This window comes from Streptomyces sp. NPDC043854 (assembly GCF_056436005.1).
The window spans coordinates 19,301-36,081 of the sequence record NZ_JBWKDK010000060.1 but is presented as its reverse complement, the minus strand read 5'-3'; the positions used below and the strand labels follow the sequence as shown (position 1 = coordinate 36,081).

Here is a 16,781-nt window from a genome sequence, read left to right as displayed (position 1 = left end):
CCACCTCCCCCTCCCCCCCGGCCGAGCCCCCTCGTGTCTCTCTGTCTTCTTCCCCCCCCCCCCCCCCCCCCTTCCCCCCCCCCCCCCCTCCCCCCCCCCCCCCCCCGCCCCCCCACCCCCCCCCCCCCCCCCCCCCCCCCCCCCCCCCCCCCGCGACCGCGCGTCCAGGCCGTGGGCCGCGGTGTGCTGCTCGAGCGTGCCGTAGCGGCGCAGCTCCGCCCGGCCGACCCCCAGCCCGAGGACCCGGTGCGGTACGTCGACGAGCGTCTGCGCGGCCGCCGCCGAGGAGGTGCCGGCCAGGTACGGCTCGACGAGGACGACGTCGGCCGCGGCCCGGCCGACGGCCGCGCGCAGCGCTTCCTCGTCGAAGGGCCGCACGGTGGCGGCGTACAGCACTGTCACGTCGAGCCCTTCGGTCGCGGCGAGGACCTCGTCCAGCAGCGGGCCGACGGCGACGACCACCCCGGCCGCCCCCTCCCGTACGGTCTGCATGCGCAGGCCGTCGACCGGGCGAGGAGCCGCGTTCGACTGGAGCGAGAGCCGGACGTAGACCTTGTCGTCCCCCGCGGCGTAGGCGTGCCGCAGCAGGGCCTCGGCCTCGTCCGGGTGGCCCGGCACGTGGACCGTCCAGCCGTCCAGGGTGTCCATCAGCGCCACGTCGCCCGGGGACATGTGCGTGAAGCCGCCGGCCGGCCAGTCGTGGCTGGCGGCCGCACTGACCAGGACCCCGCCGGTGCCCTGGTGCCCGAAGTCCAGCTTGAGCTGCTCGAACGGACGCTCCACGAGGAAACTCGCGAAGGTGTGCATGACCGGCCGCATGCCGGTGAGGGCCAGCCCGCCGCCCACCCCGATGAGCAGCTGCTCCCGGATGCCGACGTTGAGCACCCGGTCGGGGTGGCGCTGCCGGGCGGGCCGGAACCCGTCCATGCTGATCTCGGCCAGCACCAGCGCCAGCCGGGGGTCCTCGTCGAGCAGCCGCGACGTGACCGCGATGAACCGCTCCCGCATGTTGTCCATGGTTTTCTCCCTTCAGGCCTTCTTCTCGACGCGCGCGACCACGGCGTGCGGCCGTCCCGGATGCGGTGCGGTGAAGGCGGCGTACAGCGCCTCGTGGTCCCGGCCGTCCACGGTCACCGCGGACCAGCCGGCCGCCTCGAAGCGGGAGGCGATCCCGCCCCGCCAGCCGTGGGTCGCCGAGTCGTTGTCGATCACCACCGTGTGCAGCCGGTCCAGCCCCGCCGCGCCCGCGTAGGCGAGCGCCTCGTGGTTGCTGCCCTCGTCGAGCTCGGCGTCGCCGATCAGCACCCACACCGCCGGATCGGCCAGCCCCTGGGCCCGCAGCCCGAGGGCGCTGCCGACGGCGAGCGGCAGCCCGTGCCCGAGCGAGCCGCTGGCGATCTCGACGCCGGGGACCAGCACCCGGTCGGGGTGGTGGCCGAGCGGGGAGTCGTACGAGCCGAAGCCGCTCAGCCAGTCCACGGGGAAGAACCCCTTGGCGGCGAGCACGGCGTAGTACGCCATCGGCCCGTGCCCCTTGGACAGCAGGAAGCGGTCCCGCGCGGGGTCCTCGGCGGTCCGCGGGCCGACCCGCAGCACCCGGTCGTAGAGCACCCACAGCACGTCGAGGGTGGACGTGGCGGCCGGCCCGTGCTTCTCGGCCCCGGTCATGAGCGCCATGAGACGCCCCAGGTCCTGGTGGCGGAACTCCCTGTCCGCGGTTCCTTGTGTCATGCATGGATCCTGCAACCTCAACCGCGGTCGAGGTCAACCGCCGGTCCCCGCGGCCCGGCGGCCAAACCTGCGCGCAACCACCGGGGGAAGTGCGGTATTGTTCTCATGCGCGTTCGGCCGGGGGAAACCCCAGGTCAGCGGGTATCGGGACGTGGCGCAGCTTGGTAGCGCACTTGACTGGGGGTCAAGGGGTCGCAGGTTCAAATCCTGTCGTCCCGACTGGGAGTTCACTCCATAGTCACAGGTCAGGGCCTTGTTTCACATCATGTGAGGCAAGGCCCTTGATTGTTTCCACGGCTTGTTGCGTCACAAGTCATCACACCCCGCTCGGCACGGCGGAGGGCCTGGCCGAGGAGCTAAGCGGCCTCGGGGAAGTGGGCATCGGCACCCCGCTGGAGGAACTCGCCCGGCTGGAAGCGGCGTTCGCTGCCGCGGAGCCGCCGTCCGACCACACCCGTACGGGACGGCCGCCGGGAGCGTGGCGGACCGCGTTGCCGACGGGATTGGCCGGCCCCCGCTCCCTCGGGTGATCCGCTACGCCGCCCGGGGGCGAGCGTTAAGAGCGCGTCAGGATTTCGTCAGACGAGGGTATAGGCGTACCGGCCGGGTTCCGGCTGCGTACGCTGGCTCAGCCGTCGACGCCGATGGCTGAATCCGTGCCGTACGACAGGAGCGCCTCACCATGGCCACCCCTGCCCGCTCCTCGCGCCTGCGCGCGTGGCTGCTGGAAGGCTTGACCGACCGCCGTCACAAACAGCAGCAGCAACCCGAGACCGCACACGAGGGCAAGCCCTGGTACCGGGTGATGTGCCTGACCGGCCTCGACTACTTCTCCACCCTCGGCTACCAGCCCGGCATCGCGGCGCTCGCGGCCGGGCTGCTGTCGCCGCTGGCGACGATCGTGCTGGTGCTGCTCACCCTGTTCGGCGCCCTGCCCGTCTACCGCCGGGTCGCCAAGGAGAGCCCGCACGGCGAGGGCTCGATCGCGATGCTGGAGCGGCTGCTGTCGTTCTGGAAGGGCAAGCTGTTCGTGCTGACCCTCCTCGGGTTCGCCGCGACCGACTTCCTGATCACCATCACCCTGTCGGCCGCCGACGCGACCGCGCACATGGTGGAGAACCCGCACCTCACCAGCACCCTGCACGGGCACGAGGTGCTCATCACCCTGATCCTGATCGCGCTGCTCGGCGCGGTGTTCCTCAAGGGCTTCAGCGAGGCGATCGGCCTGGCCGTGGCGCTCGTGGCCTCGTACCTGCTGCTCAACGCGATCGTGGTCGGCGTCGGCCTGTGGCAGGTGGCCACCCACCCGCAGGTGATCACCAACTGGACCAACGCGCTGACCACCGAGTACGGCAACCCGGTCATGATGATCGCCATCGCGCTGGTGGTCTTCCCCAAGCTGGCGCTGGGCCTGTCCGGGTTCGAGACCGGCGTGGCCGTGATGCCGCACGTCCAGGGCGAGCCGGGCGACGACCCGGACAAGCCCGCAGGCCGGGTCAAGGGCACCAGGAAGCTGCTCACCACCGCCGCGGTGATCATGAGCGTGTTCCTGATCTGCTCCAGCTTCATCACCACGCTGCTGATCCCGGCGGACGCGTTCAAGTCGGGCGGCGAGGCCAACGGCCGGGCCCTGGCCTACCTGGCGCACCAATACCTCGGATCGGCGTTCGGCACCGTCTACGACGTCTCGACGATCCTGATCCTGTGGTTCGCCGGCTCCTCGGCCATGGCCGGCCTGCTCAACCTGATGCCGCGCTACCTGCCCCGCTACGGCATGGCCCCGCACTGGGCCCGCGCCCTGCGGCCCATGGTGATCGTGTTCACCCTGATCGCGTTCCTCGTGACCTGGATCTTCAACGCCGACGTCGACGCCCAGGGCGGCGCCTACGCCACCGGTGTGCTCGTCCTGATCACCTCGGCGGCCGTCGCCGTGACCATCGCGGCCCGCCGGGCCCGCGAGCGCGGCTGGACCATCGCCTTCTCCCTCATCTCGGCCGTCTTCATCTACACCACGGCCGTGAACGTGATCGAGCGTCCGGACGGCGTGAAGATCGGCGCCTGCTTCATCGCCGGCATCATGGCCCTGTCCCTGATGTCCCGCCTGGCCCGCGTCTTCGAACTGCGCGTCACGCAGATCGAGTTCGACGACATGGCGGAGCGGTTCATCCGGGACACCGCCACCCGCACCATCCGCTTCATCGCCAACGAGCCGGACAACCGGGACAAGGCCGAGTACCGGGAGAAGATCGACCAGATCCGGGCCGACAACGACATCCCGCCGGGCGACGACTTCCTCTTCGTGGAGGTCACCATCCTGGACCCGTCGGAGTTCGAAGCCGGCCTGAGGATCAAGGGCGAGGTCATGCACGACCGCTACCGCGTCCTGACCCTGGAGTCCTCGTCCGTCCCCAACGCGCTCGCCGCACTGCTGCTCCACGTACGCGACGAGACCGGGCAGCGCCCCCACATCTACTTCGAGTGGACCGAGGGCAACCCGCTCGCCAACTTCCTGCGGTTCTTCCTCTTCGGGCAGGGCGAGGTCGCCCCCGTCACCCGCGAGGTGGTCCGCGAGGCCGAACCGGACCGGGCCCGCCGCCCGCACGTCCACGTCGGCTGACACCACGCCGGTGGACACCGTCCCGCAAGGAACCCGCCGGGACGCAGCCGAGTCCGTGTTCAGGGCCTCCGGACTCGGCTGCTGATCCGGCGTCAGGAGGACTGGTCGGTGAGGATCGCAGGGTCAGAGAGGCCGGCCGCGCCGGTCTCGACCTTGCCCGCGAAGCGGCGCAGGAAGTCCGGGGCCCCGGACGCGGTGACCGTCACGTCGTACCAGCGGCGGCTGTTCTTCAGCGGGACGCTGTGCGTGACCGTGGCGCCCTTGGGGACCGTGAGGCGCTTCGGGCCGCCGCCGTAGGCGTTGGTCACCGTGAGGGTGGCCGTCGAGCCCCCGCTGTTGGTGCAGGTGAGGTCCAGGTTGCCGGTGGCGGCGTTGTGGCGGGCGGTGACCTCGGCGCCGGGGGTGGTGCCCGGGTTGCGGAAGCCGCGCAGGAAGCCGTTCGGGCCGTGCACCGTCAGGTCGGTGACCCCGCCCGAGTAGCGGGTGTTCCAGGTGTCCGCGATCGACTTCCCGGCCTCCGTCGTGTACGTCCAGGGGGCGTCGGTGCGGTTGCCGGAGGTGACGTGGAACTGCGCGCCCAGGTCCGGGCCGCCGCTGAAGGCCAGCCGGAACTTCCCCTCGCCGGTGAGGGCCGTGCCGTCCACGTACGGGGCGTACCCGAGCGGACGGGTGGGCCGCAGGCCCTTCTCCTGGCGCGGCATGCTGCCCACCGCCGGCGGGACGGCGTGGAAGTCGGGGTGGCGCTCGCGGTCCTGCGGCTGCCAGCCGCCGGTGTCGGGCAGTCGGACCGCGCCGGTGTCCTTGCGGGCGAAGTCGAAGGCGGAGGTCAGGTCACCGCAGACGGCGCGGCGCCAGGGCGAGATGTTGGGCTCCATGACGCCGAAGCGCTTCTCCATGAAGCGGATGACCGAGGTGTGGTCGAAGGTCTCGGAGCAGGAGTAGCCGCCGGTGCTCCACGGGGAGACCACCAGCATCGGCACGCGCGGGCCCAGGCCGTACGGGCCGGCGACGTAGCCGGGCTTGCCGCCGAAGACGTCCAGCGCGGTGGGCGTGGTCGACAGGCCCTGGTCGGCGTCGGCCGGGGCGTACGGCGGGACGACGTGGTCGAAGAAGCCGTCGTTCTCGTCGTAGGTGATGAACAGGGCCGTACGGGCCCATACGTCCGGGTTCGAGGTGAGCGCGTCCAGCACTTGCGCGATGTACCAGGCGCCGTAGTTGGACGGCCAGTTGGAGTGCTCGCTGAAGGCCTCCGGGGCGGCGATCCAGGAGACCTGGGGCAGCTTGCCGGCCTGGACGTCCGCGCGCAGCCGGTCGAAGTAGCCCTCGCCGGCCTTGGCGTTGGTGCCGGTGCGCGCCTTGTCGTACAGCGGGTTGCCCGGCTGGGCGTTCCGGTAGTTGTTGAAGTAGAGGAGCGAGTTGTCGCCGTAGTTGCCGCGGTAGGCGTCGTTGATCCAGCCCCAGGAGCCGGCCGCGTCGAGGCCGTCGCCGATGTCCTGGTAGACCTTCCAGGAGATGCCGGCCGCCTCCAGGCGTTCCGGGTAGGTGGTCCAGCCGTAGCCGAGCTCGGCATTGTTGAGGACCGGGCCGCCGCCCTTGCCGTCGTTGCCGGTGTGGCCCGACCAGAGGTAGTAGCGGTTGGGGTCGGTGGAGCCGATGAACGAGCAGTGGTACGCGTCGCAGATGGTGAACGCGTCGGCGAGGGCGTAGTGGAACGGAATGTCCTCGCGGGTCAGGTACGCCATGGTGGCGGGCGTCTTGGCGGGCACCCAGTTGTCGTACCTGCCCTTGTTGAAGGCGCTCTGGCCGCCCGCCCAGTCGTGGTTGAGGCCCTGGAGGAACTCCATGCCGAGGTCGTCCGACGGCGGCCGAAAGGGCAGGGTCTCCTTGCCCGCGTTGTCGGCCTGGTGCCAGACGGACTTGCCGCTGGGCAGGGTCACCGGGCGCGGGTCGCCGAAGCCGCGTACGCCGCGCAGCTTGCCGAAGTAGTGGTCGAAGGAACGGTTCTCCTGCATGAGGACCACGACGTGCTCGACGTCGGCGATGCTGCCGGTGGTCCCCTGTGCGGGGATGGCAGCGGCGCGTGCGATGCTCTCGTTGAGCATGGTCAGGGCGGCGGCGCCACCGGTGAGCTGTAGGAACCGGCGGCGGTTGAGTTCTGCCATGGCGGATGACCTCTGCGGTTGAGGGGTGCGGAGCGCCCCCAGGACAGCGCGCTCGGGGGACCGGAGAGGGAGCCTGGCGTGACGGCGGGGGATACGCCGGGCGAACGGCAGCCGGATTTCCGAGCGGTGACCGGCTCGGCCGCATGAACGTCGAACCCGTCCGGCCGCTTTCCGCTGCCGACCGCCCGCCGATGGCCGCACCGCCGTATCTGGCGTGAGGTCAGAATGCCCGCGCGCTAGGGTGCGTACGGTGAACCTCCATGTCGTCGTAGGATTCGGGCCCGCCGGGGCCGCCACCGCCCGACTGCTGGCCGCGCAGGGACACGCGGTACGGGTCGTCACCGCGTCCGGCCGCAGTCCGGAACCCGGAATCGAGCACATCGCGCTGGACGCACGGGACGGCGAGCGGCTGGCCGAGGCGGCGAAGGGCGCGGCCGCCCTGTACGGCTGCGCCGCACCTCCGTACCACCGCTGGGCCGGCGAATGGCCGGCGCTGGCCTCGTCGCTCTGCGCCGCGGCCGAGGCGACCGGGGCCGTCCTGGCCCTGCTGGGGAACCTCTACGGCTACGGTCCGGTGGACGGTCCCATGACGGAGCGGCTGCCGCTCGCGGCGACCGGCACCAAGGGGCGGGTCCGCGCCGCCGGGTGGGAGCAGGCGCGGACGCTGCACGAGCAGGGCCGCATCAAGGCGGTCGAGGTGCGGGCCTCGGACTTCTTCGGGCCCGGTGTGACCGACGGCGGACACCTGGCCGCGCGGGTCATGCCGGCGGTGCTCCGCGGCAAGCCCGTGTCCACCCTCGGGGACCCGGACGCCCCGCACAGCTGGACCTATCTCCCCGACGCGGCCCGGGCCCTGGTCGAGGTCGCGGGGGAGGAGCGGGCCTGGGGGCGGCCCTGGCACGTCCCGACCGGGCCCGCGCTGTCCGTCCGGGAGATGGTCGGCCGCCTGGCCGAGCGGGCGGGAACGGGGCCGGTCGCTGTGCGCAGGCTCCCCTCGGCGGTGCTGGGGGCGGCTTCGCTCTTCTCGCCGCTGCTCCGCGAACTGAAGGAGGTCCGCTACCAGTTCGACCGCCCGTTCGTGGTCGACTCCCGTGCCTACGAGGCCGAGTTCGCGGTCCGGGCCACCCCCCTCGACCGGCAGATCGAGGAGACCGTGGACTGGTGGCGTGACCGGCTGGCGGCCGCGCGCTGACGGCCGCCGCCCGCAGCCCCTACCCGGCCCGGCCCGGGACGGGGGCCGTCAGCGGGGGGTTGAGCCGGGCGAACCCCTCCTGGCGCTCGTACGGGAAGTAGGGGTAGGGCGCCGGGCGGTGGCTGACCGCGTCGAGGCGCGCGCTCTGCTCCGGTGTCAGGCTCCAGCCGACGGCGCCGATGTTCTGGCGCAGCTGTTCCTCGCTGCGGGCACCGATGATCACGGAGGACACGGTGGGGCGGCCCAGCAGCCAGTTGAGGGCGACCTGGGGCACGGTCCGGCCCGTCTCCTGCGCGATCCCGTCGAGTACGTCGACGACGTCGTACAGCAGCGCGTCGTCGACCGGCGGGCCGTAGTCCGCCGTCGCGTGCAGCCGGCTCCCGGACGGCAGCGGGCGGCCGCGGCGCACCTTCCCGGTGAGCCGGCCCCAGCCCAGCGGGCTCCACACGAGGGCGCCGACGCCCTGGTCACGGCCGAGCGGCAGCAACTCCCACTCGTAGTCGCGGCCGACGAGGGAGTAGTACACCTGGTGGGCGACGTACCGGGGGAAGCCGTGGCGGTCGGCCGCGGCCAGCGACTTCATCAGCTGCCAGCCCGCGAAGTTGGACACGCCGACGTGGCGGATCTTCCCGGCGCGCACGAGCCGGTCGAGCGCGGACAGCACCTCCTCGACCGGGGTGGCCGCGTCGAAGGCGTGCAGCTGGAACAGGTCGATGCGGTCGGTGCCCAGGCGTCGCAGGGCGTCCTCGGTGGCCCGGATGAGGCGCGAGCGGGAGGTGCCGGCGTCGCCGGGCCCGTCCCCCATGGGCAGGCCGGCCTTCGTGGAGAGCAGCACCCGGTCGCGGCGGCCGCGTACGGCCGCTCCGAGGACGGACTCCGAGGCGCCTGCGGAGTAGACGTCGGCGGTGTCGAAGAGGGTGATCCCGGCGTCGATGCAGATGTCGACCAGGCGGCGTGCCTCGCGGGCGCCGGTGTTGCCCCAGGCCCCGAAGAGCGGGCCTGCTCCGCCGAACGTGCCGGCGCCGAAACTCAGGACGGGAACGGTGAGACCGGAAGCGCCGAGCTGCCTGTACTCCATGACGAGCCCCCCAAAGCAGATTAACGGAACTGTAGACCCTTTAAGTTGGTCCCCACCGTAACAGCCGGAGTGAACTAATGGAACTGGAGAACCGTTATGGCGGATGAGCGTGGCGCGGAGCCCGGCACGCTGCGGCCCGGCGGCCGCACGGCCCGGGTGCGGGCCGCGGTCCTGCGCGCGGCCGGCGACGTGCTGGCCGAAGCCGGCTTCGACCGGCTGGACCTGGCGGAGGTGGCCCGGCGCGCGGAGGTGGGCAAGACCACCGTCTACCGCAGGTGGGGGACACCCGCCGGGCTCGTCGCGGACCTGCTGGGCGACATGGCCGAGCAGTCCGCGCCCCGCGCCGAGACCGGCTCGCTCGACGGCGACCTGCTGGCCAATGCCGACCTGGTCCGCCGCACCCTGTCCGACCCGCGCCAGGGCCCCCTGTTCCGGTCCGTGATCGCGGCCGCCGGTACGGACCCCAGGGCCGCCGAGGCCCTGCACCGCTTCTACGCCGTACGGGTGTCGGAATGGGCGCCCTGCGTCCGGCAGGCGGTGGACCGCGGCGAACTGCCGGAGGGCACGGACGCCGAGGAGGTCATCAGGCTCGTCTCCGCCCCCCTCTACTACCGGCTGCTGACGACCGGCACACCCCCGGACGCGGCCGCGGCCGAACGCGCCGCCCGCGCGGCCGCGGCGGCCGCCCGCGCCGGAGTCTTCACCGCGCCGGGCCCGGACGTGCCGGAGGGCTGACCGTCAGGCGTACAGGAAGACCGTGTCGAACCAGACCCGGTCGTCCTCCTCGCGGAGGAAGAAGCGGCCGTCTGCCTGGTCGTCGGCCGAGGGCTGCGCCGGGTCCCGGGCGAGGACCCGGAGGTCGTACGCCGCACTCGCCCGCCAGCCGGCCCGGTCGGGCACGTGCTGCGCCAGTGGCGCCGGGACGTCGGCGGGCAGTGCCACCGTCTCGAAGCGCTCCCCCGCCGGGGCGGCCCCGAGCGTGGCGGTCACCGCGCCGCGGGCCAGCCGGGCCACCCCGACCAGCCGGATCCGCGAGTCCGGTCCCGGGATGGTCTGCCGCTTCCCCGCCTCGTCGAGGTCGTACCCGAGCCAGTGCGCGTCGGACAGCTCGCCCAGGGCTGGGAAGCGCTTGCGCAGCGGCTCGGCTTCGGTCCGTACGCGGAGGTGGTCCTCGTTCGGCCGGAGCTCCGCGCAGCCGGCCGTTCCGGCGAGGGGCAGCAGCACGGCGCCGCCGAGCAGGGCGAGGAACCCGCGGCGCTCCGTCCAGCCGTTCCACCGTCCGGTCATCGTGTCCCCCTGGTTCGTCCGTCCCACCGGGCGCGTGCCCGTCCCGCCGTGGCGCGAGGGCGTGGCCAGGGGGAGACGTTCTCGGGGCGCGGACGGTTCCCCCGCGCGGACGCGGGGGCGGCTGCACCGCCGCGGCGTGAGAACACGCACATTTTTGACCGCTTTCGTCCGAATTGGTGAATGCTGGAGGGCGGTCCGGCGCATGGTTCGCGTCTCGGGTGGGTCGCCGGCCGCCACAGCCACGACTGCGACACGGCACACCGCCGCCACGGGAGAGACATGCGACGTGCACACCGCTTGCTGAACGACTGGCGTACGGCCCTGCCCCTTGCGGGCGGAGCCGTCGTACTCGGCTTCGGCGGCCTGTACCTCGTCGGCCTGGCGGCGGCGGCCGACACCATCGCCGACGGCACCAGCGTGCGCGGCGTCGCCATCGGCGGCATGAGCCGCGCGGAGGCCCGGGCCGCGCTCGACCGCGGCCTCGGCCCGGAGGCGGCCGCGCCGATCACGCTGAAGGTCGAGGGCGGCCGCACCGCGCAGGCCGTCCCCGCCGCCTTCGGCCTGTCCCTCGACACCGAGGCCACCGTCGACCGCGCCGCGCAGTCGGGCTCCGACCCGTTCACCGTGATCGCGCGGCTGGTCACGCCGGCGGAGGACCGCGAGGTCGAACCCGTCATCCGCGCCGACGGCCCCGCGGACCCGGCCCGGGCGGCCGAGCGGCTCGCCGACTCCGCCGGGAGCCCGCCCCGCGACGGCGCCGTCAGCTTCCGGGACGGCACGGCCCGGTCCGTTGCCCCCGCCACCGGGGTGGCCGTACGGGCCGACCGGGCGGCCGAGGCCGTCCGCGCCGCCTTCCTGAGCCCGCAGGCCGGCCCCGCGACCCTCCCGGTGGAACTCACGCAGCCGGCGGTCGGCGCGCAGGAGACCGCGCGGGCCATGAAGGAGTTCGCCGAGCCCGCGATGTCCGGGCCCGTCACCCTCACCGTCGCCGGCAAGCGGATCGTCCTCACCCCGGAGGTCCTCGGCCGGCACCTGGCGCTCAAGGCCGACGGCGCGGGCAGGCTTCTGCCGAAGCTCGACTCCGCGGGGCTGCTGGCCGACCCGGACGTCGCCCGGCAGGTGTCCGCGATCACGGCGCCCTCGCGCGGGGTCACCTTCGAGGTGGACGCCGCCGGCCGTGCGGTGGTCGCCGAGGACGGGCGCAGCGGCGTCCAGGTCACCGCGAAAGCCCTGGGGGACGCCGTCCTGCCGCTGCTGACCCGTACGGGCGACGCCCGCACGGCGGAACTCGCCACGACGGCCGTCCCGCCGCGGCTGACCGCGCGGGAGGCCCGGCAGCTCGGCATCAAGGAGAAGCTGTCGTCCTTCACGGTCGACTTCCCGGCGGCCCCGTACCGCATCACCAACATCGGGCGCGCGGTGGAGCTGATCAACGGCTCCGTCGTCCGCCCGGGCGAGACCTGGAGCTTCAACAAGACGGTCGGCGAGCGGACCGAGGAGAACGGCTTCGTCGACGGAATCATGATCAACGACGGCCGGTACGTGAAGTCGCCCGGCGGCGGTGTCTCGGCGGTCGCGACGACGATGTACAACGCGATGTTCTTCGCCGGCCTGAAGCCGGTGGAGCACGGGGCGCACTCCTTCTACATCGAGCGCTACCCCGAGGGCCGCGAGGCCACCGTGGCCTGGGGCACCCTCGACCTGCGCTGGAAGAACGACTCCGGCAGCGCGGTCTACGTCCAGGCCCGGTCCACCAACTCCTCGGTGACCATCAGCCTGCTGGGCACGAAGAAGTACGACGAGATCCGCGCGGTCAAGGGCCCCCGCACCAACGTCACCCCGCCGAAGAAGATCGAGGCCTCGGGTCCGCAGTGCGAGGTGCAGACCCCGCTCGAGGGCTTCGACGTGGCCGTCGACCGGCTCTTCGTCCGGGGCGGGCAGGAGGTCAAGCGGGAGACGTACCGCACCCACTACATCCCACGGGACGAGGTGACCTGCGACCCGCAGGCCCCCGCGGCCCCCGCGGCCCCCACAGCCCCTGCGGCCCCGGCCGCTCCGGCGGCGCCCGCGTCCGTGCGGACGCCGCCGGGTCCGGCGGCCGACCCGTCCGGCCCCGCCACCCTCACTGGGTGAACGGGGAGCGCGGCCGGGCACGCCAGGAGTGCACGGGATGGTGGGTCAGGGACGGCAGGTTGCGGTCCCAGTGGGCGCGGTGACGCCGGGTGTGACCCGGTGCGGCCATCGCGCCCGTACGCGCCCAGACCATCAGGGCGGCCGTGAGGGCCGCCAGTTCTATGTGGTCGGGGCGGCCCCTGACCACCCGGATCCGGTGCCGGCGTATCACCAGGACACCGGGAGGGTCTTGGGGCCGCGGATCAGCCCGCCGGTCTGCCATTCGACCTGTCCGGGCGGGACGGCCAGGGCGAGGCGCGGGTAGCGGTCGAGCAGCGTGGCCAGCATGAGCTCGGACTCCATCCGGGCCAGCATCGAGCCGACGCAGTGGTGCGGGCCGTTGCCGAAGGCCATGTGGGCGATCGGGCCGCGGTCGAAGTCGAGGGTGTCGGGGTCGGGGAAGACCTCGGGGTCGCGGTTGGCGGCCAGGTACGAGGAGTAGACCGCCTCGCCCGCCTTGACGGTGACGCCGGCGATCTCCACGTCCCGCATCGCGATCCGCGGCAGGCCCACTCCGCTGCGGTGCGGGATGAAGCGCAGCAGTTCGTCGACGGCCTGGGGGATCAGGTCCCGCTCGGCGCGCAGCCGTTCGAGGTGCTGCGGATGGGTGAGCAGGGCGTACACCATGTTGGCGCTGTTGTTGCGGACGGCGTGCGCACCGCTCACCAGGATGGCGGTGGCCAGGGACACGGCCTCGTCGTCGGTGATCTCGCCGGCCTTCGCGGCGGCGGTGAGCACTCCGCCGAGGTCGTCGCTGTGCTTCTTGCGGCGCATGTCGAGCAGGGCGACGACGGTCTCGCGGACCGTCTTGAGGGCGTCGACGCTCTGGGCGGGGGCCGGGCCGGGCGTCATGGCCACGTTCGCCCAGGAGGTCATGTTCGCCCGCATCTCCTGCGGCATGCCCAGCAGGTCGGCCACGGCCGCGAGGGGGAGCGGGCCGTGCAGGTGCTCGACGAGGTCCGCGGGCGAGCCGTGCCGCTCCATCGCGTCCAGGAGGCCGTCGAGGGTCTTCTGCACGGTCGGGCGCAGCTTGTTCATCGCCTTGCCGGTGAAGGCCCGCGCCACCACCCGGCGCATGTTGTTCAGGCGCGGCGGGTCGGCGTAGTTGAGGGACGCCTTCTGCGAGGCGATCGCGTGCGGGGAGGAGGCGGTCACCGACCTGCCGACCAGTTCCTCCCTGCTGAAGCGGGGGTCGGTCGTGGCCGCCTTGACGTCGCTGTAGCGGGACATCAGCCACGCGCTGCCCTGGCCGAACGGCAGCTGGATCCGGGCGGCCCGTTTCTCCTTCAGCCGGTCGTGCAGGAACGGGTCGAACTCGAGGGCCTCGAAGTCGTCCAGGCTCCAGCAGTGCACCGTCTCGTCCGTGGCCGGGTCCTTGCCGGGCTCCACGGCCGTGTGCGGGTCTGACGTCATCGTTCACATCTCCCTGCGTGGATGGCACCCCCCACGGCTCGATCCCGCGGAAAAACGGAAACCGCGGACATATCGACCAGCCCATCCCTTCCCGTTCGCCACACCCGTCGCTGCCTTCGTCCGACAGCGTCACCGGATTGGCCCATGTCCCCCAACGCCGTAGTCCCGCGCGCGCATCCGCCCGGGGTCCGTGAGGCTGTGTCAGACACGAAAGGAGAGCCACCCATGGCGACTCTGTGCAGGCCAACGGTGTCCGTGCCCGAGCACGTGATCACGATGGAGCAGACCCTCGATCTGTGCCGGTCCGTCCACGCGGACCACCCGCAGCTCGAACTGGCACTGCGCCTGATCCGGAACACCGGCGTCGCGAAGCGGCACATCGTGCAGCCCATCGAGGAGACGCTCAGGCACCCCGGTTTCGAATCGCGCAACGCCGTGTACGAATCCGAGGCCAAGGCCCGGGTCCCCGCGGTGGTGCGGCAGGCCCTGGAGGACGCGCAGCTGCGCGCCAAGGACATCGACATGATCATCTACGTGTCGTGCACGGGCTTCATGATGCCCTCGCTGACCGCGTGGATGATCAACGAGATGGGCTTCCGGACGGACACCCGACAGCTGCCCATCGCCCAACTGGGCTGCGCGGCGGGCGGGGCGGCGGTCAACCGGGCCCACGACTTCTGCACCGCGTACCCCGAGGCGAACGCCCTGATCGTCTCCTGCGAGCTCTGCTCGCTGTGCTACCAGCCGAGCGACCTGGAGGTCGGCAACCTGCTCTCCAACGGCCTGTTCGGCGACGGCGTGGGCGCCGCGGTCGTCCGCGGACGCGGCGGCACGGGCATGGAGATCCACCGCAACAGCTCGTACATCATCCCCCGGACAGAGGACTGGATCATGTACGACGTCAAGTCCACCGGGTTCCACTTCAAGCTGGACCGGCGGGTGCCCGGCACCATGGAGCCGCTCGCCCCGTCCCTCAAGGAGCTGGCCAAGGCCCACGGATGGGACGCCGCCGCCCTGGATTTCTACATCATCCACGCGGGCGGCCCACGCATCCTGGACGACCTCAGCAAGTACCTCGGTGTGGCACCCGAGGCATTCCGCTTCAGTCGGGCCACACTGACCGAGTACGGCAACATCGCCAGCGCCGTCGTCCTCGACGCACTGCGCCGACTCTTCGACGAGAACCGCACGGCAGACGCCGCGAAGGGCCTGCTGGCCGGATTCGGCCCGGGCATCACCGCAGAAATCTCACTGGGCAGCTGGACCTCGCAATGAGGACCCGGGTGAGGGAGGAATCCGAAGCATGCTGAAGGACGGCCCCGCAACCGCACGGCCACCCATCACGCACTGGCCCACCCCGGCCCTGGACGGGGTCGACTTCGACCCCGTCCTCGCCGCCCTGATGGAGGCGGGGCCGGTCACCCGGATCCGCCTCCCCAACGGGTCCGGCTGGGCCTGGCTCGTCTGCCGGTACGACGACGTGCGGATGGTGGCCAACGACCCCCGGTTCAGCCGCAAGCTGGTGGCCGAACACGACGTCACCCGGCTGGCCCCCCACTTCATCCCCGCCCCGGGCGCGGTCGGCTTCGAGGACCCGCCCGACCACACCCGGCTGCGCCGCACCGTCGCGGCCGCGTTCACCACCACCGGGGTCGAGCGGCTCCGCCGCCGCGCCCAGGAGATGCTCGACGGCCTCGTTGAGCAGATCCTGGCCGACGGCCCGCCCGCCGACCTCACCGAGCGCCTCCTCGCCCCCTTCCCGCTCGCCGTCGTGTGCGAGCTGATGGGCGTACCCGAGGAGGACCGGCCCATGGTCCACGAATGGACCACGCTCATCCTCTCCTCCGCCCAGGGCGCCCAGCGCAGCGAGCGCGCGAAGGACGAGGCGCTGGCCTACCTGGCCGCACGCCTGCGCTCCGGGGACGTACCGCACGACGACAGCGTCATCGGACTCCTCGACGAGGCGGTCCGGGACGGCGAGGTCACGCTGGAGGAGGCGACCGGCCTGGGCCTGCTCATCCAGATCGGCGGCGAGGCCGTCACCAACAACGTGGGCAACATGGTCTACATCCTGCTCACCCGGCCGGACCTGATGCAGAAGCTGCGCGAGGACCCCGCCCTGCGCCCCGCGGGCCTGAACGAGCTGCTGCGCTACATCCCGCACCGCAACGCGGTGGGGCTCTCCCGGATCGCCCTGGAGGACGTCACCATCGCCGGCCACCGCATCCGGGCCGGCGAGGCCGTGTACATCTCCTACCTGGCCGCCAACCGCGACCCGGACGTCTTCCCCGACCCCCACGAGCTGCACCTGGAACGCAGCCCCAACCCGCACGTCTCCTTCGGGTACGGCCCCCACTTCTGCCCCGGCGCGATGCTCGCCCGCCTGGAGTCCGAGCTGCTCGTCGACGCACTCCTCGACCGCTTCCCGGGCATCCGCTTCACCGTCCCCCCGAACGAACTGCGCTGGCGGCCGGGGGCGCTCATCCGCGGCCCCGAAGGCCTGCCGGTGACCTGGTCATGACCGCGCACCTGGCCCGTGACGGCCTGCTCGTCCCACCCGGCCACGGCCGCACCCTCCACACCGACGCCCAGCAGGTCACCTTCAAGGTCACCGGCGAGCACTCCACGGTGGCCTCCAGCTTCGAGGTCGTCGTCCCGCCCGGATTCGACGTAGGAGCCCACCGGCACGTACGCAGCGAAGAACTGTTCTACATCCTGGAGGGTGAACTCGACGTCATGGCGTTCGAGCCGCGCGTGCGAAGTGACGACGACTGGCGACACTGGAGGTCACTCGACGGGCGCCAGGTCGTACGGGCCACCCCCGGAACCGTCATCGTGGTCCCGCCAGGCTGCCCGCACGCCTTCGCCAACCCCACCGGCCAGCCGGCCCGCATGTTCTTCCAGGCCTCACCGCCACCCGACCACGAGCGGTACTTCGAGGAGCTCCTCGCCCTGCTCGATGCGAGCGCCTTCCCGGATCCCGCCGCGATCAGCGAACTGCGGGCCCGCTACGACATCGAACAGCTCACGCCGCTGCGCCACGAGCTGCCCTGACCGACCACCACACACCAGGCGCCACACATCACGCGCCACACATCACGCGTCACGTACGCACCACTCACCACCACC

At 72.3% G+C, this 16,781-nt stretch carries 13 protein-coding genes, 1 tRNA gene and 1 pseudogene; 8 read left to right on the top strand and 7 right to left on the bottom strand.

Annotation, left to right across the window (positions count from 1 at the left end):
* Positions 1-156 precede the first annotated feature (156 nt).
* Together AC068A_RS32480 and AC068A_RS32475 are read right to left on the bottom strand one after the other, a co-directional pair.
* Positions 157-1,017 (bottom strand): annotated as a pseudogene (locus tag AC068A_RS32480) (transketolase family protein); the annotation flags it as partial.
* Between the two features lie 12 nt (positions 1,018-1,029).
* Positions 1,030-1,731, bottom strand: coding sequence for a transketolase (locus AC068A_RS32475; RefSeq protein WP_478589858.1), 702 nt, complete (start codon positions 1,729-1,731; stop codon positions 1,030-1,032).
* Positions 1,732-1,876: 145 nt separating this feature from the next.
* Between AC068A_RS32475 and AC068A_RS32470 the strand changes: the two genes are divergently transcribed.
* A tRNA-Pro gene (locus AC068A_RS32470) sits at positions 1,877-1,950 on the top strand.
* 463 nt (positions 1,951-2,413) lie between these two features.
* Entirely contained in the window at positions 2,414-4,348 is a 1,935-nt protein-coding gene (locus AC068A_RS32465) for an APC family permease (RefSeq protein ID WP_478589857.1), read from the top strand.
* A gap of 92 nt (positions 4,349-4,440) precedes the next feature.
* Here the strand turns inward: AC068A_RS32465 and AC068A_RS32460 are convergent, their stop codons facing one another.
* The gene (locus tag AC068A_RS32460) at positions 4,441-6,510 is read right to left on the bottom strand and encodes a phosphocholine-specific phospholipase C (RefSeq protein ID WP_478589856.1); all 2,070 of its coding nucleotides are present in this window, start codon (positions 6,508-6,510) and stop codon (positions 4,441-4,443) included.
* A gap of 250 nt (positions 6,511-6,760) precedes the next feature.
* Between AC068A_RS32460 and AC068A_RS32455 the strand changes: the two genes are divergently transcribed.
* Entirely contained in the window at positions 6,761-7,702 is a 942-nt protein-coding gene (locus AC068A_RS32455) for an NAD-dependent epimerase/dehydratase family protein (RefSeq protein WP_478589855.1), read from the top strand.
* A 19-nt stretch (positions 7,703-7,721) separates the two neighbouring features.
* Here AC068A_RS32455 and AC068A_RS32450 read toward each other — a convergent pair whose 3' ends face one another.
* Positions 7,722-8,780 carry an aldo/keto reductase gene (locus AC068A_RS32450; RefSeq protein ID WP_478589854.1) on the bottom strand — a complete coding sequence of 353 codons (1,059 nt, stop codon included), beginning with the start codon at positions 8,778-8,780 and terminating at the stop codon, positions 7,722-7,724.
* Positions 8,781-8,876: 96 nt separating this feature from the next.
* Between AC068A_RS32450 and AC068A_RS32445 the strand changes: the two genes are divergently transcribed.
* Positions 8,877-9,515, top strand: a complete 639-nt coding sequence (locus AC068A_RS32445) for a TetR/AcrR family transcriptional regulator (protein ID WP_478589853.1) — start codon at positions 8,877-8,879, stop codon at positions 9,513-9,515.
* A 3-nt stretch (positions 9,516-9,518) separates the two neighbouring features.
* On the opposite strand, the gene AC068A_RS32440 is transcribed toward AC068A_RS32445, so the two are convergent.
* Positions 9,519-10,067: a hypothetical protein gene (locus AC068A_RS32440; protein ID WP_478589852.1), complete on the bottom strand. Its 549-nt coding sequence runs from the start codon at positions 10,065-10,067 to the stop codon at positions 9,519-9,521.
* 279 nt (positions 10,068-10,346) lie between these two features.
* On the opposite strand from AC068A_RS32440, the gene AC068A_RS32435 reads away from it, so the two are divergent.
* Positions 10,347-12,200, top strand: a complete 1,854-nt coding sequence (locus AC068A_RS32435) for a VanW family protein (RefSeq protein ID WP_478589851.1) — start codon at positions 10,347-10,349, stop codon at positions 12,198-12,200.
* Here the strand turns inward: AC068A_RS32435 and AC068A_RS32430 are convergent.
* A complete protein-coding gene (locus AC068A_RS32430) occupies positions 12,190-12,411 on the bottom strand; it encodes an acyl-CoA carboxylase epsilon subunit (RefSeq protein WP_478589850.1) in 222 nt (73 codons plus the stop codon). The genes AC068A_RS32435 and AC068A_RS32430 overlap by 11 nt on opposite strands.
* A complete protein-coding gene (locus AC068A_RS32425; RefSeq protein WP_478589849.1) occupies positions 12,408-13,652 on the bottom strand; it encodes a cytochrome P450 in 1,245 nt (414 codons plus the stop codon). The genes AC068A_RS32430 and AC068A_RS32425 overlap by 4 nt, the downstream gene beginning before the upstream one ends.
* 225 nt (positions 13,653-13,877) lie before the next feature.
* Here AC068A_RS32425 and AC068A_RS32420 point away from each other — a divergent pair, with 225 nt between their 5' ends.
* The 3 genes from AC068A_RS32420 to AC068A_RS32410 are packed head-to-tail and all read left to right on the top strand — an operon-like array spanning position 13,878 to position 16,706.
* The gene (locus tag AC068A_RS32420; RefSeq protein WP_478589848.1) at positions 13,878-14,927 is read left to right on the top strand and encodes a type III polyketide synthase; all 1,050 of its coding nucleotides are present in this window, start codon (positions 13,878-13,880) and stop codon (positions 14,925-14,927) included.
* Positions 14,928-14,955: 28 nt separating this feature from the next.
* Positions 14,956-16,173, top strand: a complete 1,218-nt coding sequence (locus AC068A_RS32415; RefSeq protein WP_478589847.1) for a cytochrome P450 — start codon at positions 14,956-14,958, stop codon at positions 16,171-16,173.
* Positions 16,170-16,706 carry a cupin domain-containing protein gene (locus AC068A_RS32410; RefSeq protein ID WP_478589846.1) on the top strand — a complete coding sequence of 179 codons (537 nt, stop codon included), beginning with the start codon at positions 16,170-16,172 and terminating at the stop codon, positions 16,704-16,706. Before AC068A_RS32415 ends, AC068A_RS32410 begins: the two co-directional genes overlap by 4 nt.
* Positions 16,707-16,781: the final 75 nt, after the last annotated feature.

Excerpts from the sequence above, each read along its gene's own strand:
- AC068A_RS32445 (WP_478589853.1), top strand. The coding sequence starts at position 8,877 with ATGGCGGATGAGCGTGGCGCGGAGCCCGGCACGCTGCGGCCCGGCGGC.
- AC068A_RS32420 (WP_478589848.1), top strand. The coding sequence starts at position 13,878 with ATGGCGACTCTGTGCAGGCCAACGGTGTCCGTGCCCGAGCACGTGATC.
- AC068A_RS32410 (WP_478589846.1), top strand. The coding sequence starts at position 16,170 with ATGACCGCGCACCTGGCCCGTGACGGCCTGCTCGTCCCACCCGGCCAC.
- AC068A_RS32465 (WP_478589857.1), top strand. The coding sequence starts at position 2,414 with ATGGCCACCCCTGCCCGCTCCTCGCGCCTGCGCGCGTGGCTGCTGGAA.
- AC068A_RS32450 (WP_478589854.1), bottom strand. The coding sequence starts at position 8,780 with ATGGAGTACAGGCAGCTCGGCGCTTCCGGTCTCACCGTTCCCGTCCTG.
- AC068A_RS32475 (WP_478589858.1), bottom strand. The coding sequence starts at position 1,731 with ATGACACAAGGAACCGCGGACAGGGAGTTCCGCCACCAGGACCTGGGG.
- AC068A_RS32425 (WP_478589849.1), bottom strand. The coding sequence starts at position 13,652 with ATGACGTCAGACCCGCACACGGCCGTGGAGCCCGGCAAGGACCCGGCC.
- AC068A_RS32435 (WP_478589851.1), top strand. The coding sequence starts at position 10,347 with ATGCGACGTGCACACCGCTTGCTGAACGACTGGCGTACGGCCCTGCCC.
- AC068A_RS32415 (WP_478589847.1), top strand. The coding sequence starts at position 14,956 with ATGCTGAAGGACGGCCCCGCAACCGCACGGCCACCCATCACGCACTGG.
- AC068A_RS32460 (WP_478589856.1), bottom strand. The coding sequence starts at position 6,510 with ATGGCAGAACTCAACCGCCGCCGGTTCCTACAGCTCACCGGTGGCGCC.
- AC068A_RS32440 (WP_478589852.1), bottom strand. The coding sequence starts at position 10,067 with ATGACCGGACGGTGGAACGGCTGGACGGAGCGCCGCGGGTTCCTCGCC.